This is a genomic window from Rahnella sp. 1L-D-7-B-C2, from assembly GCF_057290995.1.
Genome location: NZ_JBXAVQ010000024.1, coordinates 19,204 through 44,944, shown reverse-complemented (window position 1 = coordinate 44,944; position 25,741 = coordinate 19,204). Strand labels below are relative to the sequence as shown.

The 25,741-nt window shown below is 54.1% G+C and carries 24 protein-coding genes and 1 riboswitch; of the genes, 18 read left to right on the top strand and 6 right to left on the bottom strand.

The features are described 5' to 3' along the window. Positions 1–27: 27 nt before the first annotated feature. Positions 28–738, bottom strand: coding sequence for a UTRA domain-containing protein (locus AC0Z7K_RS22450; protein WP_413530465.1), 711 nt, complete (start codon positions 736–738; stop codon positions 28–30). A gap of 202 nt (positions 739–940) precedes the next feature. On the opposite strand from AC0Z7K_RS22450, the gene AC0Z7K_RS22445 reads away from it, so the two are divergent. From AC0Z7K_RS22445 to AC0Z7K_RS22415, 7 genes are all read left to right on the top strand, one after another. Next, entirely contained in the window at positions 941–1,999 is a 1,059-nt protein-coding gene (locus AC0Z7K_RS22445) for an ABC transporter substrate-binding protein (protein WP_485616017.1), read from the top strand. Between the two features lie 95 nt (positions 2,000–2,094). Beyond that, complete coding sequence (locus tag AC0Z7K_RS22440; protein WP_485616016.1) at positions 2,095–2,892, top strand: alkaline phosphatase family protein; 798 nt, start codon at positions 2,095–2,097, stop codon at positions 2,890–2,892. A 26-nt stretch (positions 2,893–2,918) separates the two neighbouring features. Further along, the gene (locus AC0Z7K_RS22435) at positions 2,919–3,761 is read left to right on the top strand and encodes an ABC transporter permease (protein WP_485616015.1); all 843 of its coding nucleotides are present in this window, start codon (positions 2,919–2,921) and stop codon (positions 3,759–3,761) included. 23 nt (positions 3,762–3,784) lie between these two features. Next, positions 3,785–4,570 carry an ABC transporter permease gene (locus AC0Z7K_RS22430; RefSeq protein WP_485616014.1) on the top strand — a complete coding sequence of 262 codons (786 nt, stop codon included), beginning with the start codon at positions 3,785–3,787 and terminating at the stop codon, positions 4,568–4,570. Position 4,571: 1 nt separating this feature from the next. Next, positions 4,572–5,564 (top strand): ABC transporter ATP-binding protein, encoded by a 993-nt coding sequence (locus AC0Z7K_RS22425; protein ID WP_485616013.1) that lies wholly within the window; start codon positions 4,572–4,574, stop codon positions 5,562–5,564. Continuing rightward, complete coding sequence (locus AC0Z7K_RS22420; RefSeq protein WP_413530471.1) at positions 5,561–6,217, top strand: HAD family hydrolase; 657 nt, start codon at positions 5,561–5,563, stop codon at positions 6,215–6,217. The genes AC0Z7K_RS22425 and AC0Z7K_RS22420 overlap by 4 nt, the downstream gene beginning before the upstream one ends. A 15-nt stretch (positions 6,218–6,232) precedes the next feature. Continuing rightward, entirely contained in the window at positions 6,233–7,885 is a 1,653-nt protein-coding gene (locus tag AC0Z7K_RS22415; RefSeq protein ID WP_413530472.1) for a Na/Pi cotransporter family protein, read from the top strand. Between the two features lie 54 nt (positions 7,886–7,939). On the opposite strand, the gene panS is transcribed toward AC0Z7K_RS22415, so the two are convergent. Further along, complete coding sequence (panS, locus tag AC0Z7K_RS22410) at positions 7,940–8,857, bottom strand: ketopantoate/pantoate/pantothenate transporter PanS (RefSeq protein WP_485616011.1); 918 nt, start codon at positions 8,855–8,857, stop codon at positions 7,940–7,942. A gap of 90 nt (positions 8,858–8,947) precedes the next feature. Next, a complete protein-coding gene (gene lysC / locus AC0Z7K_RS22405; RefSeq protein ID WP_413530473.1) occupies positions 8,948–10,339 on the bottom strand; it encodes a lysine-sensitive aspartokinase 3 in 1,392 nt (463 codons plus the stop codon). A gap of 106 nt (positions 10,340–10,445) precedes the next feature. Beyond that, positions 10,446–10,637: riboswitch (Lysine riboswitch) on the bottom strand. Between the two features lie 240 nt (positions 10,638–10,877). Between lysC and pgi the strand changes: the two genes are divergently transcribed. The 4 genes from pgi (at position 10,878) to ubiA (ending at position 14,611) form a co-directional block, all read left to right on the top strand. Beyond that, positions 10,878–12,527 carry a glucose-6-phosphate isomerase gene (pgi, locus tag AC0Z7K_RS22400; protein WP_413530474.1) on the top strand — a complete coding sequence of 550 codons (1,650 nt, stop codon included), beginning with the start codon at positions 10,878–10,880 and terminating at the stop codon, positions 12,525–12,527. A gap of 138 nt (positions 12,528–12,665) precedes the next feature. Beyond that, positions 12,666–13,073, top strand: a complete 408-nt coding sequence (gene psiE / locus AC0Z7K_RS22395; protein ID WP_056776022.1) for a phosphate-starvation-inducible protein PsiE — start codon at positions 12,666–12,668, stop codon at positions 13,071–13,073. A gap of 90 nt (positions 13,074–13,163) precedes the next feature. Then, entirely contained in the window at positions 13,164–13,703 is a 540-nt protein-coding gene (gene ubiC / locus AC0Z7K_RS22390) for a chorismate lyase (RefSeq protein WP_485616010.1), read from the top strand. A gap of 41 nt (positions 13,704–13,744) precedes the next feature. Further along, positions 13,745–14,611, top strand: coding sequence for a 4-hydroxybenzoate octaprenyltransferase (ubiA, locus tag AC0Z7K_RS22385; protein WP_485616028.1), 867 nt, complete (start codon positions 13,745–13,747; stop codon positions 14,609–14,611). Between the two features lie 86 nt (positions 14,612–14,697). Here the strand turns inward: ubiA and plsB are convergent, their stop codons facing one another. Then, positions 14,698–17,178: a glycerol-3-phosphate 1-O-acyltransferase PlsB gene (gene plsB / locus AC0Z7K_RS22380; RefSeq protein ID WP_413530476.1), complete on the bottom strand. Its 2,481-nt coding sequence runs from the start codon at positions 17,176–17,178 to the stop codon at positions 14,698–14,700. Positions 17,179–17,318: 140 nt separating this feature from the next. On the opposite strand from plsB, the gene AC0Z7K_RS22375 reads away from it, so the two are divergent. From AC0Z7K_RS22375 to AC0Z7K_RS22360, 4 genes are all read left to right on the top strand, one after another. Next, the gene (locus tag AC0Z7K_RS22375) at positions 17,319–17,687 is read left to right on the top strand and encodes a diacylglycerol kinase (RefSeq protein ID WP_112168455.1); all 369 of its coding nucleotides are present in this window, start codon (positions 17,319–17,321) and stop codon (positions 17,685–17,687) included. A gap of 119 nt (positions 17,688–17,806) precedes the next feature. Further along, a complete protein-coding gene (lexA, locus tag AC0Z7K_RS22370) occupies positions 17,807–18,415 on the top strand; it encodes a transcriptional repressor LexA (RefSeq protein WP_413530477.1) in 609 nt (202 codons plus the stop codon). A gap of 124 nt (positions 18,416–18,539) precedes the next feature. Further along, positions 18,540–19,904: an MATE family efflux transporter DinF gene (gene dinF / locus AC0Z7K_RS22365; RefSeq protein WP_485616008.1), complete on the top strand. Its 1,365-nt coding sequence runs from the start codon at positions 18,540–18,542 to the stop codon at positions 19,902–19,904. Between the two features lie 192 nt (positions 19,905–20,096). Continuing rightward, positions 20,097–20,306, top strand: coding sequence for a CsbD family protein (locus tag AC0Z7K_RS22360; protein ID WP_056776037.1), 210 nt, complete (start codon positions 20,097–20,099; stop codon positions 20,304–20,306). A 176-nt stretch (positions 20,307–20,482) separates the two neighbouring features. On the opposite strand, the gene zur is transcribed toward AC0Z7K_RS22360, so the two are convergent. Next, positions 20,483–20,992: a zinc uptake transcriptional repressor Zur gene (zur, locus tag AC0Z7K_RS22355; RefSeq protein WP_112168478.1), complete on the bottom strand. Its 510-nt coding sequence runs from the start codon at positions 20,990–20,992 to the stop codon at positions 20,483–20,485. Between the two features lie 237 nt (positions 20,993–21,229). Between zur and dusA the strand changes: the two genes are divergently transcribed. Continuing rightward, a complete protein-coding gene (gene dusA / locus AC0Z7K_RS22350) occupies positions 21,230–22,258 on the top strand; it encodes a tRNA dihydrouridine(20/20a) synthase DusA (protein ID WP_485616007.1) in 1,029 nt (342 codons plus the stop codon). A 188-nt stretch (positions 22,259–22,446) separates the two neighbouring features. Next, a complete protein-coding gene (pspG, locus tag AC0Z7K_RS22345) occupies positions 22,447–22,683 on the top strand; it encodes an envelope stress response protein PspG (protein ID WP_413530480.1) in 237 nt (78 codons plus the stop codon). A gap of 395 nt (positions 22,684–23,078) precedes the next feature. On the opposite strand, the gene AC0Z7K_RS22340 is transcribed toward pspG, so the two are convergent. Beyond that, positions 23,079–24,068, bottom strand: coding sequence for an NADPH:quinone reductase (locus tag AC0Z7K_RS22340; protein ID WP_485616006.1), 990 nt, complete (start codon positions 24,066–24,068; stop codon positions 23,079–23,081). A gap of 193 nt (positions 24,069–24,261) precedes the next feature. On the opposite strand from AC0Z7K_RS22340, the gene dnaB reads away from it, so the two are divergent. After that, entirely contained in the window at positions 24,262–25,668 is a 1,407-nt protein-coding gene (dnaB, locus tag AC0Z7K_RS22335; RefSeq protein WP_112168449.1) for a replicative DNA helicase, read from the top strand. Positions 25,669–25,741 lie beyond the last annotated feature (73 nt).

The window sequence follows — 25,741 nt, the reverse complement described above, 5'->3', positions numbered from 1 at the left end:
GGGCATTTTTTTATCTGTTTTCCCCACTCAGTTCACTTCCACATCAATGTGCAACGCGTCATAACGCCAGTATTCAAGATCGCAGTCGATAACCCGGTCATGCTGATCGCGGTTGGTGCGCGTAATAAATAACGCCGGGCTACCGGAGGCGACCCTCAGCGCGCGTGAAGCTTCTTCGGTCAGCAGCGTCGGCACCATATCGAAACGAACCCGACCGTAGTGAATGTCATAACGCGAGGCATACAGGTCGGTCAGCGAGGACGTCAGGTCCGCGTCGAGAATGCCCTGAAAATACAGCGCATTGAGATAATGCTCGACGTATAAGACAGGGCGACCGTCGATGTAACGAAGCCGCCGGATACATATCACTTCACTGTCAGGCGGCAGCTGCAATTTCTGACCTACGGCTTCGCTTGCGGCGCACTGTCTGGCATCGATCACTTCAGTTTGCGCACTGCGGCCCTGGTCTCTCGCCATGGCATGAAAATGGCTGCGTTGCAGCGGGTTGTAGATAATCCGTGGCGGTGAGACAAACCAGCCGCGGCGGACTTCCCGGTAAATCAGCCCCTGAGCTTCCAGCTGACTTAATGCTTCCCGCAGCGTGATACGGGTGGTTGAAAAACGTTCGCTCAGCGCACGCTCAGAGGGCAGCCTTCCCTCGGCCGAAAATTCCCCCGTCGCGATACTTTGACTTAATGCCTTACAGATCACGGCCAACGTCGTCTGCGGATCTCTCATCGGTCAGCAAGCCTTATTTCAGTGCGGTTATGCACCAATCCGACCCTTTTTTGTGTAAATAATGTGCGCCCGATAACAGCTGGAAGCTTAAAACTGCTGCTTTTTCAGGCTGACATATAATTATCACAATTGATCGTTAGATTGGCTTGGTTATTGCTGGACTAGACCAGCACCTCACACCCTACCATCTGGAGCTTCCGTTATGAAACAGTTGTTCGCTTCTGTGTTAACCAGCGCGCTCGTATTGTCCACCTCAACGGCTTTTGCCGCTGAGCCTCCTGCTGAACTTCTTAAAGCAGCGCAAGCTGAAGGAACGGTAAACAGTGTCGGTATGCCTGATGACTGGGCCAACTGGAAAGGGACCTGGAGTGATCTGAGCACCAAATACGGTCTCAAACACAGCGATACTGACATGAGTTCGGCGCAGGAAATTGCCAAATTCCTCGCTGAAAAAGATAACGCCAGTGCCGACATTGGTGATGTAGGCGCCGCGTTCGGACCGGTCGCCGTGCAAAAGGGCGTCACCCAGCCTTATAAGCCAACCACCTGGGATCAGGTGCCTGACTGGGCGAAGGACAAAGAGGGTATGTGGGCACTCGCTTACACCGGAACCATTGCGTTCATTATCGATAAGTCTCAAGTGAAGGATGAACCACACAGTTGGGCTGAACTACTGAAGGGCAAATATAAAGTCACCATCGGGGATGTCAGCACCGCAGCGCAGGCTGCCAACGGCGTGCTTGCCGCCACATACGCCATGGGCGGTAATGAAACTAATCTGAAACCGGGTCTGGAATATTTCGGCAAACTGGCGAAAGCAGGGCGTCTGAGCCTCACTAATCCGGTGATCGCTTCTCTGGAAAAAGGCGAAGTGCAGGTCGGCGTGGTGTGGGACTTCAACGGCCTGAGCTATCGCGACAAAATCGACAAAACACGCTTCGACGTTGTTATCCCGTCCGATGGCTCTATCACATCCGGTTACACCACGATCATCAACAAATTCGCTAAACACCCGAACGCCGCCAAACTGGCGCGCGAATATATCTTCTCCGATGCCGGTCAGATCAATCTGGCGCAGGGTTATGCCCGCCCAATCCGTGCCGACCACATCACCTTGCCTGACGACGTGAAAGCTAAACTGCTGCCGTCCAGCGAGTACAAAAATGCCCATCCGATTGCTGACCCTGCCGCCTGGGACAAGAGCGCCAAAACGCTGCCTCGTCTGTGGCAGGAAAACGTCATGATCAATATGCAGCAGTAATTACCTGAAAAAAATAATAAAAGTATCCCCAAACTCATTCGGGTTGCCCGAACGACGGCGGGGATTTCAGCACCTGCAAGAAAGGCAAACGTTTCATGAAAAGCATTCTGGTAGTACTGGACGGCCTGAATTATCAGGTCGCCCGCGACGCAATGGGGTATTTACAGGCGCAGTGTGCTGAAGGACGAGGCCGCTTGTATCAGCTGGAATGTGCCTTGCCTTCGCTGTCCCGGCCGCTATATGAGTGCATCCTCACCGGAATTACGCCGATCGTGAGCGGCATTGTGAATAATCAGGTCGATCGCTTATCCACACAACGCAGTATTTTTCATTATGCCCGTGATGCCGGTCTGACGACGGCGGCCGCGGCCTATCACTGGGTCAGCGAGTTGTATAACCGTACGCCGTTTGACCCACCGCGTGACCGCCATACCAGCGATGAAACGCTGGCAATTCAGCACGGTCATTTCTATTACGATGACGCTTATCCGGATTCGCATTTGTTTGACGATGCCGAAAGCCTGCGCCGCCGTCATGACCCCGATTTTCTGCTGATCCACCCGATGAACATTGACGATGCGGGCCACAAATTTGGCCTCTCAACGCCGCAATACCGCAACAAAGCGCGGACGGCGGACGGAATTTTATCCCGCTTTTTAGGTGACTGGCTGGAGGCGGGTTATCAGGTGATTGTCACCGCCGATCACGGCATGAACGACGATCGCAGCCACGGCGGCATTTTGCCGGAAGAGCGTCAGGTGCCGTTATTTGTTTTCGGCAGTGCGTTCACGTTAGGAGACGCTGCGCCACTGCAAACCGAGCTGTGCGGCACCGTCTGTCAGATCCTCAATATCACCCACGATAAGCCACATTGTGCGGCATTACTGGCCTGAATCCCGTCACTTTTAGAGGATACCCGATGAAAGCTAAGTGGATTGCGGCGCTGTTTATGCTGCCGTTTCTGGTGTTTTTCATTGCCTTCCAGCTCGCGCCGCTGGCATGGATTGCGGTCAGCAGCTTCTACAGCGAAACCTATGAAGCCTGGGGGCTGGGAAATTACACCGATATCCTCACGTCGCCGTTCTATTTGCAGGCAATGCGCTTCTCGCTGGATATTTCAATCTGGTCAAGTTTCTATGGTTTGTTGATCGCGTTAGTGGGCAGTTACTCACTCCGTCAGCTAGGCCCGACAAAGCTTCATGACTTCATGATGTCGTTTACCAACATGACCAGTAACTTTGCAGGCGTGCCGCTGGCCTTCGCGTTCGTCATTCTGCTCGGTCTCAACGGCTGTCTGACCCTACTGCTGCAAAAATACGGGCTGATGGAAAACTTCAATCTGTACTCGAAAAGCGGGCTGATTGTGCTCTACACCTACTTCCAGATCCCGCTCGGCGTCTTGCTGATGTATCCGGCATTTGACGCGCTGCGCGAAGACTGGCGTGAATCCGCCGCGTTGCTCGGCGCTGGTCGCTGGAGTTACTGGCGCTATATCGGGATGCCGGTGCTGTTCCCGGCGCTGATGGGGACGTTCGTGATTTTACTCGCCAACGCGCTGGGGGCCTATGCCACGGTGTATGCCCTGACCACCGGCAACTTCAACGTGGTGCCGGTGCGGATCGCCGCGCTGGTTTCGGGTGATATTTCCCTCGACCCAAATATGGGCAGCGCGCTGGCGATGTTGCTGGTGGTGCTGATGGCGTTTATCACGCTAATCCATCAGTGGCTGCTGCGTAAAAGCTATCTCAGCCAACGGCAGTAATTGCTGCAAAAGAGGAGTGTGAAATGTCGCGATCTGAAGCGATTTACCACCGTGTGGTGATCTGGGTTTTACTGATTGTGTTGATGTTGCCCCTGCTGGCGACGCTGGTTTACGCGCTGGTATTGGAATGGGGCGCGACGATTTTACCGAGCGGCTTTACGCTCAAATGGCTGGTGGCGCTGTGGAGCGATCCACGATTTCTTATCGCGTTGTGGCATTCGCTGCTGGTGTGTTTCGGGACGCTTTTTCTCTCGCTGGTGCTGATCCTGCCACTGATGTTTGTGATTGCTTACTATTTCCCCAAGCTCGACGCGCTAATGAATATCCTCATTCTGCTGCCGTTTGCGGTGCCGCCGGTGGTGTCATCGGTCGGCCTGATGCAGCTTTATTCTGGCGAGCCGTTATCGCTGACCGGCACGCCGTGGATCCTGATCGGCTGTTACTTCACCATCGCGCTGCCGTTTATCTACCGCGCCATTTCCAACAACATGCAGGCCATTAACCTGCGCGATTTGATGGACGCCGCACATCTGCTGGGAGCCAGCACCTGGAAAGCTGCGCTGCTGGTAGTGCTGCCGAACCTGCGCAAAGGCGCAACCATCGCCGTGCTGCTCTCTTTCTCCTTCCTGATCGGGGAATTTGTCTTCGCCAATCTGCTGGTGGGCAGCCGCTATGAAACGGTTCAGGTTTATCTCTATAACATGCGCAACGGCAGCGGCCATTTCACCAGCGCGCTGGTCATCTCCTATTTTATGGTCGTCCTGATTTTCACCTGGGTGGCGAACATGCTGAACAAAGGAAAGAGCTGATATGTCTTATTTGCAGGTCACTCAACTCAACAAGTCTTATGGCCCTACGCAGATTTTCAACAATATTGATTTCTCCGCCAGAGAGGGTGAATTCGTCACGCTGCTGGGGCCGAGCGGCTGCGGCAAGTCCACGCTGCTGCGCTGTCTTGCCGGTCTGACGTCCGTCGACAGTGGAAAAATTGTGCTTCAGGGGCAGGATATCGTTCCGTTGCCACCGCAGCAGCGCGGCATCGGTATGGTCTTTCAGAGCTATGCGTTGTTTCCCAATATGACGGTGGAAGCTAACGTGTCGTTTGGGCTGAAGATGCAAAAATTGCCTGCCGGAGAAGTGCATCGCCGCGTCGGTGAAGTGTTGGAACTGGTGGAAATGAATGATTACGCCAGACGTTATCCCCACCAACTTTCTGGCGGCCAGTGCCAACGCGTGGCGCTCGCCCGCTCGCTGGTGACGCAGCCGCGGCTGCTGTTGCTGGATGAACCGCTGTCCGCGCTGGATGCCCGCATCCGTAAACATCTGCGCGAACAAATCCGTCGTATCCAGCGTGAAATGAACCTGACCGCCATTTTTGTCACACACGATCAGGAAGAAGCGTTGACGATGTCAGATCGCATTGTGCTCATGAACAAGGGGCAAATCGTCCAAAATGCCGATGCCGAAACCTTGTATACTGAACCCGTGGATGCTTTCGCCGCCGGATTTATCGGCAGTTATAACCTGCTAAGTGCCGAACAGGCGATGGCGCTGACCGGCATCACCTACACGGGGCGCGTCGCTATCCGCCCGGAGTCAGTCACCGTGTGTGAAGTGATTGAAGGTATTCCGGCCAAAATTCTCAGCCACAGCCTGCTTGGCAACGTGGTGCGTTATCGCGTGTTAGCGCACGGCGTAGAGCTTTCTGTGGACGTCTTAAACCGGTCTGTGGCTTCACTTCGCGCCGATGGCAGCGATATTGGTCTACAGTTAGATCTTGTTACGTTACGGGAAGTTGCATGAAACTGGCGCTGTTTGATCTCGATGAAACCCTGATTAGCGGCGACTGTTCCAGTTTGTGGTCTGCCTATATGGTGGCACAAGGCTGGGTGGCTGATGAACAGGCTTTTCTGCAACAGGATGCTGCGCTGATGCAGCAATATGCCGTCGGTCAGATGGATATGCGCGAGTACATGCGATGTACGCTGGCGCCGCTGACCGGCCGTACTCAAGGCGACGTCGCTGCGATGGTCGCGCGTTACATCGAAGATGTTATTGCACCGCGTATTTATGCGCAGGCGCGTGAGTGTCTGGCCACTCACCGCGCACAGGGCGACCGGACGGTGATTATTTCCGCCTCCGGTGAGCATCTGGTGCAGCCGATTGCCCGTTTCCTCGGTGTCGATGAAACGCTGGCGATCGGTGTAGAAATTCAGAATGGCCGCTTTACCGGGGCCACGCAGGGAACGATGACCTATCGCGAAGGTAAAGTCTCGCGGTTGCTGGATCTCATCAATCAGGATGAAACCCTGCTGCAACAAGCCAGTTTTTATTCGGATTCCCATAACGATCTGCCGTTGCTGACCAAAGTGGGTCAGCCTTACGCAGTGAATCCGGACGCCATCCTGCTCCAGCACGCCCGGCAGGCAGGATGGCCGGTCTATGCCTGGCGTTAATGGAGCTGTTTTTTCGTGTTAACCCTTCTTCATCTGTTATCTGCTGTTTCCCTGCTGGTGTGGGGAACGCACATCGTCCGTACCGGCATCATGCGCGTTTTTGGTGCGAATTTGCGCCGCGTGCTGAGCAGTAGTGTAGAAAAAAAACCGCTGGCCTTCGTGGCCGGTATCGGTGTGACCGCGCTGGTGCAAAGCAGTAACGCCACTGCGCTGCTGGTGACGTCCTTCGTTTCTCAGGGGCTGGTGGCGCTGGCGCCCGCGCTGGTGATCATTCTCGGTGCCGACGTCGGTACTGCTGTCATGGCGCGTATCCTGACGTTCGATTTGTCGTGGCTTTCCCCGCTGTTTATCTTCGTCGGTGTGGCGTTCTTCCTCAGTCGCAAGCAAACCCGCGCGGGCCAGATGGGACGCGTAGGGATCGGCCTTGGCCTGATATTGCTGGCGCTGGAACTGATTGTTTCGGCGGCGACGCCGATCATGCAGGCATCCGGCGTCAAAGTGCTGTTCTCGTCGCTGACCGGGGACGTGTTGCTCGATGCCCTGACCGGTGCGATCTTTGCCATCATCAGTTATTCCAGTCTCGCCGCCGTACTGCTGACCGCCACGTTGACGGCCACCGGTGTGATTTCACTGAAAGTGTCATTGTGTCTGGTGATCGGGGCCAACCTCGGTAGCGGTTTACTGGCGATGATTAACGCCAGTAAAATGAATGCTGCAGGTCGCCGCGTGGCGCTGGGCAGCACGCTGTTTAAGCTGATTGGTCTGGTGATTGTACTGCCGTTTGTCGGCCCGCTTTCGACGCAGCTGGCGCGGCTCGGTATTCCGGACGAAGAGCTGGTGATCTACTTCCACATGTTCTACAACCTTATCCGTTGTCTGGCGATGGTGCCGCTGACCGCGCCGATGGCGAGAGTGTGCGAGATGATGATTGCCGACGTGCCGGAAGACGACCCGCGCCTGCGTCCGCGCCATCTGGACGTCAGCGCCATTGATACCCCGACGCTGGCGCTGGCCAACGCCGCCCGCGAAACTCTGCGCATGGGCGATGTGGTAGAACATATGTTGATCCTCAACCGCGAAGTCATGCACGGGAAACTGGCGCAGGATCGCGAAGTGCGCCGCCTCGACGACGACGTGGATGTGCTGTACACCGCCATCAAACTCTATCTGGCGCAAATCAACAAAGAGGGGCTGGGCGAAGAGGATTCACGTCGCTGGGCGGAAATCATCGAAATGGCGCTGAACCTGGAACAGGCGGGCGACATCATCGAACGCATGACCGGCGATATCACCGCCAAATCCCACGCAACGCGCCGCGCATTTTCGCCGGAAGGGCTGGTGGAGCTGGAAGCCCTGCATGAAAAACTGCTCGATAACCTGCGTCTGAGTCTCGGGGTGTTCTTGTCGAATGACCTGACCAGCGCGCGTCGTCTGCGCCGTTCCAAACACCGCTTCCGCATTCTCGACCGTCGCTATGCACACGCGCACGTTGACCGTCTGCATCAGCATAACGTCCAGAGTATCGAAACCAGTTCGTTGCACCTTGGCCTGCTGGGCGACATGAAGCGTCTGAATTCGTTGTTCTGTGCGGTGGCGTATAACGTGCTGGATCAGGATGAGCAGGAAGATGAAATGCGTGAACCCAATGATGACGTGAAAGTGGTTTAACGTAAGGTATTCAGTAAAGTAAAACGGGCGCTGTCAAAAGCGCCCTTTTCTTTTTTAGTCTTTCTTAACCGGTTTGCCTGACCAGTAACCGGCCAGCAGAGAACCTGACAGATTGTGCCAGACTGAGAACAGCGCGCCCGGCAAGGCGGCCAGCGGGGAGAAGTAGATCTTCCCGAGCGTCGCGGCTAAACCTGAGTTTTGCATCCCGACTTCCATCGCCAGCGTACGGCAGGTGGTTTCGTCAAAGCCAAACAGTTTCCCGCCCCAGTAGCCGCTCAGCAGGCCGATCGCGTTATGCAGGATCACCGCCACAATCACCACCAGACCGACCGAGCCGATAAAGCCCTGACTGCCCGCCACCACGGCGCTGATGATAGCGACAATGCAGACCATGGAAAACAGCGGTAGCAGCGGTTCGATCCGTTTCACCGTTTTAGTGAATAAATGATGAATAATCAGACCGGCTAAAATCGGGATCACCACGATCTGCAAAATGCTCAGCAGCATGCCTTCCACATCGACTTTAATGTGCGTATCGACATACAACCTTGTGAGCAACGGCGTGGCCACCACGCCCACCAGCGTTGATACGGCTGAAATCGTGACTGACAGCGCTACGTCACCTTTCGCCAGATAGATCATCACGTTGGAAGCGGTTCCGCTGGCGACACTGCCCACCAGAATCATCCCGGCAGACAAATCCGCCGGCATGTTGAACAGTTTTGCCAGCACCCACGCCGCCAGCGGCATGATCAGATAATGCAGAAACGTCGCCGCTGCCACCGGGCCGGGGCGGGAGAGCACGCGTTTGAAATCACCGAACTCGAGGGTGACGCCCATCGCAAACATAATCAGCATCAGCAGGGTAGAAACATGCGGGCCGATGGGGGTGAACGTGGTGGGTGAATAGTACGCGGCGACCGATAACAGCACGGCCCACAGCGGAAACAGACGGGTGATGATGGCTAACATTGAGGATGATCCTTGTCTTTGTTGTTTTGCAAAAATACAGACAAAAAAAAGACCGGGCACAAGGCCCGGTCTTCACAGATACCGCGCCCGTTATTGTTCGAATAGGTTGCGGTGTAGTGTTTTAACGACCTGATCGGCATCACTGCCCGGTACCAGGAAGCACAGGTTATAGCTGCTCGCGCCGTAGCAAATCATGCGGATGTTGAACGGATCCAACACGCCGAAGACTTCTTTGCCAACGCCACACGCCTGCGACAGCTTGTTGCCGATGATAGCGATCAGCGCCAGATTCTCTTCGACTTCCACGCGGCACAGCGACGACAGTTCGGTCAGCAGTGACGTGGTCAGCAGGCTGGCGTCAGATGAGGTGGAACCGGTGGTGTCCAGCGTCAGCGCTACGCTGACTTCGGATGTAGTGATCAAATCCACAGAAATGTTGTGGCGGGCCAGAATACCAAACACGTCAGCGAGGAAACCGCGTGAATGCAACATGCTCAGGCTGTGCAGCGTGACCAGCGTTTGTCTGCGACGCAGGGCGATCGCGCGGAATAACGGTGGATTATCGCTGGTATCGCACACCAACGTGCCGCCGCCCGACGGATCTTTGCTGGAGCCGACAAATACCGGAATGCCGCGACGTACCGCCGGCAGCAGCGTGGCAGGATGCAGAACTTTGGCACCGAAAGTGGCCATTTCAGCGGCCTCTTCAAACGCGATTCGGTCAATACGTTTCGCAGCCGGTACCAGACGCGGGTCGGTAGTGTAAATGCCCGGTACGTCCGTCCAGATATCCACACGCACCGCGCCGAGCGCTTCGCCCAGCAATGCTGCGGTGTAGTCACTGCCGCCACGGCCAAGCGTCGTGGTGCGGCCTTTACCTTCTGAACCGATAAAGCCCTGAGTGATCACCAGTGCGTCCTGCAAACGCGGTTGCAGCTGCGAAAGCGTCAAGTCGGTCAGCGCCTGCGTGTCCGGCTCTGCGCGACCAAAGTGATCGTTGGTGCGCATGACTTTACGCACGTCGAACCATTCCACAGGCACGTTGCGCTGGCGGATGACTTCAACAAACAGCAGGGTGGACATCAGCTCGCCGTGGCTGACCAGTTCGTCGGTCAATGCGGTAGAGGTCGCGAGGCTTGCGGCTTCCGACAGCATGGCGATATTTTCCAGCATGCGACCCACTTCTTCGCGGATCACCGTTGGATTATCGAGGCGGTCAATAATGGCATTCTGGATGCGGCGGATTTCGTCAAGCAGGAAGACACGGCGTTCGGTTTCCTGGCCCGTTGCCAACTCGACTAATAAATTGGTGACGCCCGCAGAGGCGGAGAGAACGACCAGACGAACTTCCGGGCGCGCAAGAACGATGTCTGCACTGCGGTTCATCGCGTCGAAATCAGCCACACTGGTACCGCCGAACTTGGCGACGATAACGTTGCCCAAAGGCTGCACAGTGGCGTTGCGGGATGCTGCGTGATTCATGTAAAACCTCATGTCCGGGACGTCATTTCTATGACGGCCACCTAATCCATAAGAATTGGCACAAGGGGAGAGCGGGAAACGGGAGCAGGCGTAGAGATGCTACGATACACCCAGAAGCGCCCCACCATGCCAATACCCTTTTTCGGGTATGTCGGTGACAACCCAGAGGATTCAGCCCCTGTGGTCGATCATCTGCCTGCCGTCAGCATTTGACCTCGGCGCCGCTCCCCCTGATGCACCTTCGTAGGATTTCGGCTCCTCCGGTACACTGCCTGGGCGACGCGCCTCTTCTGGCTCACAACAGCGTACATGAGCACGCGTGCGAGTTAGGTGCTTAGGAATAACGGGTTATGGCGCGTCTGTCAACGGTCTCACGGCCGGTCGAGCCACATTTTGAGCGATTGTCATCTAATATTGTTCTTTGTCATTGTGGATCCACAGATCTGGCCTATCGCAAGAAAAGGCATCTCATCTCGGGAAGTTCAGGATACAATCGGGACAGTGACCTCATATTTATTCTCAGCCTAAGAGCATTGCTATGAAAAATATCAATCCAACTCAGACCGCTGCCTGGCAAGCGCTGCAGCAGCATTTCGACACGATGAAAGATGTGCAGATTAGCCATCTGTTTGCTGAAGATGGTGATCGTTTCTCCAAGTTCTCTGCCACGTTTGAAGACCAGATGCTGGTCGATTTCTCTAAAAACCGCATCACATCAGAAACGCTGGACAAGCTGCAGGCTCTGGCAAAAGAGACTGATCTTCAGGGGGCCATCAAATCGATGTTCTCTGGTGAGAAGATCAACCGTACCGAAGACCGCGCCGTTCTGCACGTTGCGCTGCGTAACCGCAGCAACACGCCGATTGTGGTCGATGGCAAAGATGTGATGCCGGAAGTCAACGCGGTTCTGGCGAAGATCAAAGGTTTCACCGAGCGCGTTATCGGTGGTGACTGGAAGGGTTATACCGGCAAAGCGATCACTGACATCGTCAACATCGGTATCGGCGGTTCAGACCTCGGCCCGTTCATGGTGACCGAAGCGCTGCGTCCGTATAAAAATCATCTGAACATGCATTTCGTCTCCAACGTTGATGGCACCCATATCGCCGAAACGCTGAAAGACCTGTCGCCGGAAACCACGCTGTTCCTGGTGGCATCAAAAACGTTCACCACGCAAGAAACCATGACTAACGCCCACAGCGCGCGTGACTGGTTCCTGAAAACCGCGGGCGATGACAAACACGTGGCGAAACACTTCGCCGCGCTGTCTACCAACGGTAAAGCGGTCGGCGAGTTTGGTATCGACACCGACAACATGTTCGAGTTCTGGGACTGGGTCGGTGGCCGTTACTCTCTGTGGTCCGCAATCGGCCTGTCAATTGCGCTGTCCGTCGGTTTCGAAAACTTCGAGCAGCTGCTGAGCGGCGCGCACGCGATGGATAACCACTTCGCGAATACCCCTGCTGAGAAAAACCTGCCGGTTCTGCTGGCGCTGATCGGTATCTGGTACAACGATTTCTACGGCACTGAAACCGAAGCGATCCTGCCATACGATCAGTACATGCACCGTTTTGCTGCATACTTCCAGCAAGGCAATATGGAATCCAACGGTAAATTCGTTGACCGTAACGGCAATCCGGTGGATTACCAGACTGGCCCGATCATCTGGGGCGAGCCGGGTACCAACGGCCAGCATGCGTTCTATCAGCTGATTCACCAGGGTACTAAAATCATCCCTTGTGACTTCATCGCGCCGGCCATCAGCCATAACCCGCTGAGTGATCACCACGCGAAACTGCTGTCTAACTTCTTCGCACAGACGGAAGCGCTGGCATTTGGTAAATCTCTGGACGTGGTCGAGAAAGAATTCGCCGACCAGGGTAAAAAACCGGAAGACGTGAAACACGTTGCGCCGTTCAAAGTGTTCGAAGGTAACCGTCCGACTAACTCCATCCTGCTGCGTGAAATCACGCCATACAGCCTGGGTGCGTTGATCGCGATGTACGAGCACAAAATCTTCACGCAGGGCGCTATCCTGAACATCTACACCTTCGACCAATGGGGCGTGGAATTAGGTAAACAACTGGCGAACCGCATCCTGCCAGAGCTTGAAGGCAGCGAAGATGTGAAGGGTCACGACAGCTCGACGAATGGCCTGATCAATCGTTTCAAAAACTGGCGCGCATAATTGCGTAGAAATACGTAAAAGAACGCTGGAAATAAAAGGGTTAGCCTTCACAGGCTGACCCTTTTTTAATGGCGCTTTTCCTGTGCGGACTCTGTGGTATTCTGCGGGTATTAATAACAAAAGTGGGATGTAGATCACATGGCAGGATCAAAACGGGCAACGATGATTTCGGTCATCATGCAGCGAATTTTGAACGTTTTTTTATTGGGACTGGCCGCGATTCTGATGATTTTTATCGGCCGCGAAACCTATCATTTAGCAATGGTATTGTTCGTGAATAACGATCAGTCTTCGTCGTATCTTCTGATAGAGGGGATTGTCATTTACTTCCTCTATTTCGAATTTATCGCGCTGATCATTAAGTATTTTTCGTCGGGATATCATTTCCCGCTGCGCTACTTTATTTACATCGGTATCACGGCGATTATTCGACTGATTATTGTCGATCACAAAAGCCCTTATGACACGCTGGTGTATGCCTGCGCGATCCTCGTTCTGGTCGTCACACTCTTCCTGGCGAACAGCGAGCGTCTGCGCCGCGAGTAAAATGATGCAATTACTGCCTCGCATTCATGCGTTAGAATACGAGGCAGATAATTCATTGGAGGTATGAATACCTCCATTACGGAGCCGTTGATGTCTGATTCCCATTCCCCTGCACAACCCCCGATTCACTGGTTTAACGATCCGACTGATGTTCCTGCGGACGTGGCTGACTGGCTGATGGAAATGGGATCCATGACCCGTCGCTTTGAAAAACAGGGTGTTACTGTCACCGTTAAACCTCAAAACGAATGCTTTGTCAGCCGCGCTGAGCTGGGAGAAAGTGAAGCGCAGCAGTTGCCGGAAAGCACCCGTTACTGGGTGCGCGAAATCGTACTGTTTGGCGACGCTGAGCCCTGGTTGCTCGGTCGTACCGTCATTCCCGAAGAGACACTGACCGGGCCTGACATGGCGCTGGTGGATCTCGGTACCGTACCGCTTGGCCGTTACCTCTTCAGCGGTAATAACCTGACCCGCGATTACATCCATCTCGGGCAGTTGCAAAGTGAGCAGGGCGACTTATGGGCGCGCCGTTCGCGTCTGCGTCTTTCTGATAAACCGCTGCTGCTGACGGAAATTTTCTTGCCAGATTCACCGGTTCACCGCCCTGAAGGCAAAGTGAGCGGGATATGAGCCAGACCAATCCACAAGGAGAACAGAGAGTGTCGGGAAGTATGACGCAGGGCACCTGGCGGGATTATTGCCGCCTGATGCGCATTGATAAACCCATCGGTTCGCTGTTGCTGCTTTGGCCGACGCTGTGGGCTCTTTGGCTCGCCGGTGGCGGCATGCCTTCTGCAAAAATTTTAGTGGTGTTCGTGCTTGGCGTTTTCTTTATGCGCGCCGCCGGTTGCGTGGTGAATGATTATGCTGACCGCAAAATCGACGGGCACGTTAAGCGCACCGCCAACCGGCCGCTGCCGAGTGGGGCAGTCAGCGGTAAACAGGCCAAAATGCTGTTTGCCGGGCTGGTGCTGGTGTCGTTCCTGCTGGTGCTGACCCTCAACCGCATGACGATTTTCCTCTCGCTTGCCGCGCTGGCGCTGGCGTGGATTTACCCGTTCATGAAACGCGTCAGCCATCTGCCGCAGTTTGTATTGGGCGCGGCGTTTGGCTGGGCGATCCCGATGGCTTTCGCAGCCGTCAGTGAAACCGTTCCGCTCAGTTGCTGGTTATTGTTCGTGGCAAATATCTGCTGGACGGTGGCCTACGACACGCAATATGCGATGGTCGATCGCGATGACGATTTGAAGATTGGCGTAAAATCGACGGCCATTTTGTTTGGCCGTTTTGACACGCTGATCATCGGCCTGTTGCAGCTGGCAACGCTGGTTCTGATGGCGATGGTCGGGCATCTTTCCCTGCTTGGCGCGCCGTTCTACTGGTCGCTGTTGCTGGCCGCAGCGCTATTTGCGCACCAGCAAAAACTGATCGCGAAGCGCGAACGTGACGCCTGTTTCCTGGCTTTCCGTCAGAATAACTATGTTGGCCTGGTGTTGTTCCTTGGCATCCTGATGAGTCTGTCGGCGTTCAGTTTCTAATCCCTTCAGACAATGAAAAAACGCCCGGACTTTTTGCAAAGTCCGGGCGTTTTGTTTTCTACCTTTTAAAGCGCTAGTACGGGCGATTAATGATCGGTATCGCGCACATCCATCTTAGGTTCAGCCGGCGGTTCAGTCGGCTGTGGCAGCTCGGAAGGCATACCGGCGCTTTCGATAGTGAGTTTGATGTCTGGCGTCATCAGGTCGCTAAGCATGTTGTAAATCTCGCGCGTTTGTTCCTGAATCGCATCACCGATATCGTTGATATAACCCTCTGCGCGCAGCGTGCCAACCAGCGTTGAGAATACCGCTTTATCGAAGAACTCAGGGGCATTGATACCGTGCAGCACCGACAGACGCTGCGCCATAATCCGGCTCTCTTTTTCCAGCGCACCGCGGTTAATGCTTGGATTGGTTGTGAGCAAGGAGAAGGTGATCGCGTAGCGTTGCAATGTTTCACGTACACCGGCAGCCAGCAGTTGCAGCGTGCGGATACGTGCCGGGTTCAGCGATAACTCATCATCTTCCAGATGAATAATCTGCTGACGCGCCAGTTCCAGCGTCAGAACATCCAGCACCTGTGGCAGATCGGTTTTATCGAAATGCATGAACAGTTCGGCTTTCAGCATCGGATAAATCAGTTCAACCTGACGCAGCAACTCCTCGCGGGTGACCAGACGGTGGTGCATCACGATGCTTGAAATCAGCGATGGTAACACCAGCATATGATGGATGTTGTTGCGGTAGTACGTCATCAGTACGGCTTGCTCGCGCGGCAGAACGATAATGTCACCGATATTATCTTTTTCGACCTGGAACTTGTTCATGTTCAGCGCGTGATCAAGTAACTGATCGGCGGTCAGATCGGGCACCGTTGAATCAGCATTGTACGGCACATTGCGCAGCAGCTGCAGGTAGCAATCAATCTGCTCAGTCAACTGTTCGCGGGTCAGTGAGCGCTGACGGGACGCCAGCAGCGCGGTACAGCACAGGTTCATGGCGTTGGCAGCCGCTGAATTGTTGATGCGCACCATAATCTGCTCAGCCAGATCCTGCACCGTCGGCGTCAGCCAGCTCGGGCGCTGGGCTTCGATAGGGTCGATCGCCTCACGCCACGTTGGCACGTTTTGGTTCAGATAGGTGGTCAGATGCAGAGGTTCACCGAAGTTCACATAGCCCTGACCGAGGTTGCGCAGCTTACGCAGTCCGTTGAGCATTTGAGTCAGGCTCTCTTTCTCTTTGGTCGCGCCGCGTAACTCTTTCGCGTAAGTTCCCACTTCCATCACGTGTTCGTAACCGATGTAAATCGGCACCAGCGTAATAGGGCGGGAACCGCCGCGCAGCATGGCCTGAATCGTCATCGCCAGCGTGCCGGTTTTTGGCTCCAGCAGACGCCCGGTTCGCGAGCGGCCCCCTTCGACAAAGTATTCCACCGAATAACCCCGGCTGAACAGCTCGCCCAGATATTCGCGGAACACGGTCGAGTAAAGTTTATTGCCTTTAAAGGTACGACGGATAAAGAACGCACCCAGACGGCGGAAAATCGGGCCGGCTGGCCAGAAATTCAGATTGATACCGGCTGCAATGTGTGGTGGCACCAACCCCTGATGATAGAGCACGTAAGACAGCAGCAGATAATCCATGTGGCTGCGGTGGCAGGGCACATACACGATTTCCTGACCGTCCTGCGCTAACTGGCGCACGCGCTCGGCGTTATTCACGTTGATGCCTTTATACAGGCGGTTCCACGTCCAGCTCAGTACGCGGTCGGAAAGGCGCACGGCTTCATAAGAGAAGTTCGCGGCAATCTCTTCCATCAGCGCGATAGCGTTTTGCTGGGCCTTTTCGTGTGAAATCTTTTTGCTGCGCGCTTCATCTTCAATGGCTTTTTCAATGGCTTTCGAGGCCAGCAGCTTATTGAATAAATCCTGACGGGCAGGCAGGCGCGGGCCGACTGCTGCCAAACGCAGGCGAGAGAAGTGCATTCGCGCCACGCGGGCGAGCTTTTGCGCGATGGTTTTATCCGTACCGTGCTCGGTCGCCATGTAGCGCAACGACACCGTATTAGAGAAGCGGACAAAACTGTCGCGGCCTAGCCACAACACGGCGAAGAATTTCTGAATGCCGTTCAGCACGCGCAGATGCGGCGTATCCTGACCTTCACGGCCCGGTGCACGTCCGAACATCACCGAGACGGGCAACATCTGAATGTCTAAATCCGGATTATTACGGTGCAGATCCAGATAGTCGTGGAACAGCTTTACGGATTCCTGCTTCGGCGTGTAATACGAAAACACGCGCGGGCCTTCAGCGATAAACACATGGCTTGGCAGCAGTGTGCCGTCGATATCCAGCGGAATCAGCGGATCGGGCAAATTCTGGGCAAGACACTGCGCACGCAGGGTCAGCAAATCTGCTTTGGAGTTATAAGGTAATACGTACAGGATCGGGCGCGTCGGGTCTAAGTGCAACTCGGTCACCGGATCTGTAGGTATGACTTTGCTCTTTACCAGCAATGAAAGCGGTAAATTCAATAATGTGTAATAAAGTCTACGCCAACCTGACATAAAAACGTGAAGCCTCTTGTTAGCCATTTCGCCGCAAGGATACCAGAAAGCTCAAATGAGATCTGTGGTGATGAGAGACCATTAAACCGCTAAAATGCATCAAACACCCGAAGGACTACCCCTCAAGGATCAGTAACAGAATGGCGAACCAAGTCACTGGATTTACCCGAATTTATAAAGCAGCCGGATATTCATGGAAAGGGCTGAAAGCGGCATGGCAAAATGAAGCGGCTTTCCGTCAGGAAGCCAGTGCGGCTATCCCCTTAATTTTGCTCTCATTCTGGTTCGATGTGAGCAGCATCGAACGCATCCTGCTAATCGGCTCGGTGGTCCTGGTTTGCGTGGTGGAATTGCTCAACAGCGCCGTGGAATGCGCAATCGACCGCATCGGGCCTGAGTTTCACGTGCTCTCAGGACGTGCCAAAGACATCGGGTCGGCTGCTGTACTGTTGACCATCATATTGGCGATTTTTGTCTGGGTCAGCATCTTTTGGCCGCGATGGTTCTGATTTGGAATCTGTATTCCAGGAATCGCGCTTATGCACTGTTTTTATTCAATCTTAGGTTTTCATTGCCCGTATAGCTGTATATACTCACAGCTAGACTGTATAAACAACCAGGGGGCGGAATGAAAGCTTTAACGACCAGACAACAAGAGGTCTATGACCTGATTCGCGATCATATCTCCACTACGGGTATGCCACCAACCCGCGCGGAGATTGCCGCTCGTCTTGGGTTCCGTTCCCCGAATGCTGCGGAAGAACACCTGAAAGCTCTGGCGCGTAAAGGCGTCATTGAGATTGTCTCCGGGGCTTCGCGCGGTATCCGTCTGCTGATGGAAGAAGAAGAAGGTTTACCGCTCATTGGCCGTGTAGCCGCCGGTGAACCTCTGCTGGCTCAGCAACATATCGAAGGACACTATCAGGTAGATCCCGCGATGTTTAAACCGAGCGCGGATTTCCTGCTGCGCGTTAGCGGTATGTCGATGCGCGATATTGGGATTCTTGATGGTGATCTTCTGGCCGTGCATAAAACGCAGGACGTGCGTAATGGCCAGGTTGTCGTCGCCCGTATCGATGATGAAGTCACGGTAAAACGCCTGAAGAAACAAGGCAACGTGGTGCAGTTACTGCCTGAAAACAGCGAGTTCCAGCCGATTGTGGTGGATCTGCGTGAGCAAAACTTCAGCATTGAAGGCTTAGCGGTTGGTGTTATTCGCAACGGCGACTGGATCTAATCAGTCAACGAAAATGCGATTTCTGCGCTTTCCCCTGAACTAAGTCACACGAATTTCGCATCATCGCCCCTCACGGGGCGATTTCATTTTAGGCATATCCTGAACCTCCGGCATGAGATTCTCTATGCAACATCAATCCCTTCTGCAAAAGTTTCAACACACTTTTCTGAGCCCGACCGATAAAGCCCTCTGGATGCTCGCGCTGCCAATGATCTTTTCTAATATCACTGTGCCTTTGCTGGGACTGGTGGATACGGCAGTGATCGGTCATCTCGACAGCCCGGATTATCTCGGCGGCGTCGCGGTGGGTTCGATGATCACCACCTTCCTGTTCATGATGCTGCTGTTCCTGCGCATGAGTACCACCGGTATGACCGCGCAGGCGCTCGGCGCGAAAGATAAAGTCCTGCTGGCGCGCGCTTTTGTGCAGCCTTTTCTTCTGGCTGTGCTGGCGGGTGTGGTGATTTTATTGTTCCGTCATCCGCTGATGGAAGGGGCTTTTTACATTGTTGGCGGCAGTCAGTCGGTGCTGGAACAGGCGCGGCTGTTTATTGAAATCCGTTGGATTAGCGCGCCCGCTTCTCTGGCAAATCTGGTGATCCTGGGCTGGCTCCTCGGAATTCAATACGTGCGCGGGCCGGTGATTTTACTGATTGCCGGTAACCTGCTTAACATCGTGCTGGATCTGTGGCTGGTGATAGGGCTCGGCTGGAATGTACAGGGCGCAGCGACGGCAACTGCCTGTTCGGAGTATTTCACGCTGTTCATCGGGCTGTGTTTTGTCTGGCGTGTGATGAAGCGCTGGGGGATCACTTTCCCGCTGCTGACCTCATCGTGGCGCGGCGACTTGCACCGGTTGCTGAGTCTCAACCGTGACATTATGCTGCGTTCGTTACTACTCCAGCTCTGTTTCGCCTCGCTGACTATTCTCGGGGCGCGGCTCGGCAGCCATATTGTTGCGGTGAATGCCGTTCTGATGAATCTTCTGACCTTTACAGCTTTTGCGCTCGATGGCTTTGCTTACGCGATTGAAGCCCATTCCGGTGAGGCGTTTGGTGCCCGTAACCGTGAAAAACTGCTGAAGGTATGGCGCGCAGCCTGTCGGCAGGCGGGTCTGGTGGCACTGGCGTTTGCGCTGTTGTATGCCCTGACCGGCGAGCAAATTATTAATGCGCTGACGTCTCTGCCAGAGCTGCGCCAGCTGGCTGACAGTTATCTGGGATGGCAGATTGTTCTGCCGCTGGTCGCGGTCTGGTGTTACCTGCTCGATGGTATGTTTATCGGCGCGACCCGCGGGCGGGATATGCGCAACAGCATGGCGATTGCCGCACTCGGGTATGGACTGACGTTGCTGTCATTACCGCTTTTGGGCAACCATGCGCTGTGGCTGGCGCTGACCGTCTTCCTCGGGCTGCGGGGCGTTTCTCTCGGCTGGATATGGCACCGGTACTGGCAGCGAGACGCATGGTTTTCCTCGTCATCACACTGAATTGGCGACTTTTTTACATGGCAGGATATAGCGGTTAGTCGTTATATCCTGCTTTGGAATAATCCTAATAACGCGTTTTATCCCTTCGTTTGCAGGATAAATCCAAATTCTCTACTAACCTTAGAAGTGTTAAGCCCGAGCTGCAGCGGTAACCCGCAGCTCCATAAACCCTAAGGTAACAGGAGATATTTTATGAATAAGGACCAAGCCGACGGTAACTGGAAGCAGTTTAAAGGCAAAGTAAAAGAAAAATGGGGCAAGCTGACTGACGACGATCTGACCGTAGTGGAAGGTAAACGCGATCAGCTGGTTGGTAAGATTCAGGAGCGTTACGGCTATCAGAAAGATCAGGCCGAGAAAGAGCTCAAGGATTGGGAATCAAGCAACAAATATCACTGGTAAAAACGCGACTCCCCCTCGTGTTTCAGTGACGTATCCTGAGTAGAAGCTGCTCCTACCCGGAACGCTTTCAGGATACGGGTACAAGGATGTACCCACTGTTTTATCTTGAGTACGTCAGCCGTAAAGTCCTCCCGACAGCACCGCATCCTCGCTATTCAAATCCCGCGATATAAAATTTAGCGTTTCTTCACCACAATTGTGTGGTCGTGATCGCAGTGGTCGTGGCTTTCGCATGTCTCAACGACTTTGCATTCGCCGCACAGACCATGCGCTTCTACTACGGAATGACGTAATTCGAACCCAGAATCCAGTGCCAGTTTCGCCAGGCGCTCTTCGATACCGTCAGTGGTTTTTTCCGTCACCAGACCGCAGCGATCGCAAATAAACAGCGCTGACGTATGGCTCGGCTCTTCAAAATGATGGCACAACACGTAGCTGTTAGCGGATTCCACCCGGTGAATAAACCCCTGTTCCAGCAGGAAATCCAGCGCACGATAGACCGTTGGTGGCTTGGCCTGCGGTTCGCTGACGCGCAGCAAATCCAGTAAGTCATAGGCGCTGATCGCACCGGGCTGTTGCGTCATCAGGCGCAGCACTTCCAGACGCTGCGGCGTAAGGCGAACATTACGCTGCTGGCAAAGCTCTTCAGCTTGTGAAAGGACTTTTTCCGGATTATTCAGGGTCATAAAAACGTTCTCTGAGCGCAGATTGGGATCGATAAGCCACATCATGTGGCCATTGTTGATTTTATCATGCTTCGGCCAAATCGACGAATTATGCGCCGCCGGGCTGTGACATATTCTGCCTCCTAAAACCCGCACCGGATGCCGAATCTTTGTTCTGTGGTATAATCAGCAACTACCTTCCCTCTGGCCTGTGCGCCGGAGGGAGCGCCACGAACTCCTTCAGCGAATGTCAGGTCGATGTCAGAAACTCAACACGAAATACCCCAAACCACCCCGTTTTCCGCTCAGCGTTTTTCCGTTGCGCCGATGCTTGACTGGACCGATCGTCACTGTCGCCATTTCCACCGCCTGATGACTGGCCAGACGCTGCTTTACACTGAAATGGTGACCACCGGCGCCATCATTCATGGTAAAGGGGATTATCTCGGCTTTGGTGAGGAAGAGCATCCGGTGTCGCTTCAGCTCGGTGGCAGTAATCCGGCCGATCTGGCGCACTGCGCTAAACTGGCCGAAGCGCGCGGGTATGATGAAATTAACCTCAACGTTGGTTGCCCGTCGGATCGTGTGCAGAACGGCATGTTCGGGGCCTGTCTGATGGGACAGGCGTCGCTGGTAGCGGATTGCATCAAAGCGATGCGCGACGTGGTGTCAATTCCTGTTACCGTCAAAACCCGCATCGGCATCGACGACCAGGACAGCTATGAATTCCTGTGCGATTTCATCCGTCAGGTCTCTGAAAAAGGCGGCTGCGATACGTTTATCATTCATGCGCGCAAAGCGTGGCTTTCCGGTCTGAGCCCGAAAGAAAACCGTGAAATCCCACCGCTGGATTACCCACGCGTTTATCAGCTTAAGCGTGATTTCCCGCATCTGACGATGGCGATTAATGGTGGGATTAAGACGCTGGAAGAAGCCAAAACGCATCTGCAATTTATGGATGGCGTCATGGTGGGCCGCGAAGCTTACCAAAATCCTGGCATGTTATTGAACGTGGATCGCGAACTATTTGGCTCAGACGCACCGCTGAAAACAGGCCCGGACATTATCCGCGCGCTGTATCCTTATATTGAAGCGGAGCTGAGTAAAGGCACTTATCTTGGTCATATCTCCCGCCATATTCTCGGCCTGTTCCAGGGCGTGCCAGGTGCGCGTCAGTTCCGTCGTCATCTCAGTGAGAATGCGCATAAAGCCGGCGCGGGCATTGATGTGGTTGAGCAGGCGCTGTCGTTGGTAAATCAACCTCAGGAAGCGACAGCGCAGGTTTAAGCTGTGAGTAAAATCACTATCTGTTAGTCAAATTCGCTATCTCTTCGCAGGTCATTCGTGCCTGCGAATAATTTTATCCTTGATATTCAATGCAATAATTCCTGTCTCCGATTGGCACGTTTCTTGTAATGGTAGACAGGTGTTATGACATCGCGTCTTAATGCAATTCGCTTATTAAGGAGCACCCGATGCTGGAAATTCTCTTTGTGCTTGGCTTTTTCTTCATGCTGATGCTGACCGGCGTCTCTCTGCTGGGCATGGCGGCTGCACTGATCGTGGCGTTTGCTCTGATGATGCTGGGCGGATTCTTGGCGATTGTTATCAAAATGTTGCCGTGGTTGGTTCTGGCTGTCATCGCGGTCTGGATTTATCGTGCGTATATCAGGCCGGACGCGCCTAAATACCGTCGCCGCCGTTTACCATGATTTTTGAAGTCAATAAGTGGCTTCTATAACATCATGAAATCATGACGGTTAATAACGCACTGCTGTGCACATAAAAATGTAATCGTTACAAAGATAACTTTTACTTATGTGCTAGCGATCACAAGCTGGATCAGAATGTGCGGTCAAAGGTTATAAATCATATTTTTTAACATGGGTGACTGTTAGGATGAGATTCATGCATGGTCAGCAGGCCATAAACTGAATTCATCAAGTCCGTTGAGGCACACAATAGTCGCATAAGTGACACCGCCCTTCGGATTTACCTTGCAGTACCCTACGGCAGTACCCGTCTGAAATCAGAGGTCGTCTGGATCAGACAGTAAGAAAGGCTTCCAGATGGAAGCCTTTTTTGCATTTATCATTCAGCGGACTGATTATTTACCAGGGATCAGCAAACTCGACCCCTGGGTCGCGCGGCTTTCCAGCGTTTCGTGTGCGCGTTTGGCTTCGGACAGCGGGAATTTCTGCGCATCGCTGACGTCTACCTGAATTGCGCCGCTGGCGATCAGCGAGAACAGTTCGCCGCTGGCTTCTTCCAGCTCCTCGCGGTTAGTCACATAGCCATTGAGGGAAGGGCGCGTGACGAACAGTGAGCCTTTCTGATTAAGGATCGCCAGATCCACGCCTTTCACCGGCCCGGACGCATTGCCGAAACTCACCAGTAAACCACGGCGTTTCAGACTGTTCAGTGACTTTTCAAACGTGTCTTTGCCGACGGAATCGTAGACCACGCCGACTTTCTCACCGTTTGTCAGCTCCGCCACGCGGGTAGCGATATCTTCTTTATGATAATTGATCGTCGCCCAGGCACCGGCCTGTTTCGTGCGCTCCGCTTTTTCATCTGAACCGACGGTCCCGATCAGTTTCACGCCCAGCGCTTTCGCCCACTGGCAGGCAATCAAACCCACGCCACCGGCGGCGGCATGGAACAAAATCGTTTCGCCCGGCTGCACTTTATGGGTCAGACGCAGCAGATAATAGACCGTCAGTCCTTTCAGGAAAGATGCCGCCGCCTGCTCGAAGCTGATTACATCCGGCAGAATGGCGATTTTTTCCTGCGGCACGTTATGGATTTCACTGTAAGCACCCAGGGCTGACTGGGCATACACCACGCGATCGCCCGGTTTGATGCCGGTGACGGCGCTGCCCACTTTGATAACCACGCCTGCCGCTTCGGTGCCTAAACCGGCGGGGAAGCTGGCGGGCGGATACAGGCCGCTGCGCACATAGGTATCAATGTAATTGATGCCTATGGCTTTGTTTTCGACCTGAACTTCACCGGCCTGCGGATCTTGTGGCTGATAATCAACATATTGCAGAACGTCAGGTGTACCTGTTTCAGAAAACTGGATGCGCTTGGCCATGCTTTTCCCTCGTGATGGAGTCTGTTTTCAACCCTAGGCTAAATGCCCGCGACAATCCAGATTTTAGGCACAGCCGGTTAATACCCTTTTGAAATGAGACATGACAACCTATACTAACGCGCTAGTCTGGCTTTGGTTTTTTAGAAGCCCGACGCTCACAAAACAGGCGCTTAGAGCAGGAAGTAATCCACCGATGGCAGCAAAAAAACCAACCTTTCAACAGAACGAAACCCGCGATCGCCAGATGGAAGGCCTTAAGCTTCCGCCGCATTCGCTGGAAGCAGAGCAATCCGTTCTGGGCGGGCTGATGCTGGACAACGAACGCTGGGATAACGTCGCCGAGCGCGTGGTCAGCAATGACTTCTTCAGCCGGCCACACCGCCTGATTTTCACCGAAATGCAGCGCTTGCTGGAAATGAGCAAACCGATCGACCTGATTACGTTGTCTGAATCTCTGGAACAGAAAGGGGATTTGGATTCGGTCGGTGGTTTCGCCTATCTGGCAGAACTCTCGAAAAACACACCAAGTGCGGCGAACATCGGTGCTTATGCCGACATCGTGCGCGAACGCGCCGTGGTGCGTGAAATGATTTCCGTCGCCAATGAAATTGCCGATGCCGGATATGATCCGCAGGGCCGCAGCAGCGAAGACCTGCTGGATTTGGCCGAATCCCGCGTATTCCAGATTGCCGAAAGCCGCGCCAGTAAAGACGAAGGCCCGAAAAGCATCGACCGCATTTTGGAAAGCACAGTTTCCCGTATCGAAGAGCTGTTCCAGCGCCCGCACGACGGCGTGACGGGCGTCTCGACCGGCTATGCCGATCTGGATAAGAAAACCGCGGGTCTGCAAAAATCCGATTTAATCATCGTGGCGGCGCGTCCGTCGATGGGTAAAACCACGTTTGCGATGAACCTCGCCGAAAATGCCGCGATGATGCAGGACAAACCGGTCTTAATCTTCAGTCTCGAGATGCCCGGTGACCAGATCATGATGCGTATGCTAGCGTCGCTTTCCCGCGTCGACCAGACCAAAATCCGTACCGGCCAGCTTGATGATGAGGACTGGGCGCGTATTTCCAGCACCATGGGGATTTTGCTCGAAAAACGGAACATGTATATCGATGACTCTTCGGGCCTGACGCCGACGGAAGTCCGTTCGCGCGCGCGCCGTATCTTCCGTGAGCACGGCGGCCTGAGCCTCATCATGATCGACTATCTCCAGCTGATGCGCGTTCCGGCGCTGTCTGACAACCGTACGCTGGAAATAGCCGAAATCTCCCGCTCGCTGAAAGCGCTGGCGAAAGAATTGCAGGTGCCGGTGGTGGCGCTGTCGCAGCTTAACCGAAGCCTGGAGCAACGTGCGGATAAACGCCCGGTCAACTCCGACTTACGTGAATCCGGCTCCATTGAGCAGGACGCCGACTTGATCATGTTTATCTATCGTGACGAGGTTTATCACGATAACAGTGAAGAAAAAGGCATCGCGCAAATCATCCTCGGTAAGCAGCGTAACGGCCCGATCGGTACGGTAAGACTGACCTTCAACGGCCAGTTTTCGCGTTTCGATAACTATGGCGGCCCGCAATACGACGAAGATTAACCTCCCGGTTTTTGACGTTATCCCTCCCCTTCCAGAAGGGGAGGCCAGGTGGGGTTGGGTTCTCAACCCCGCT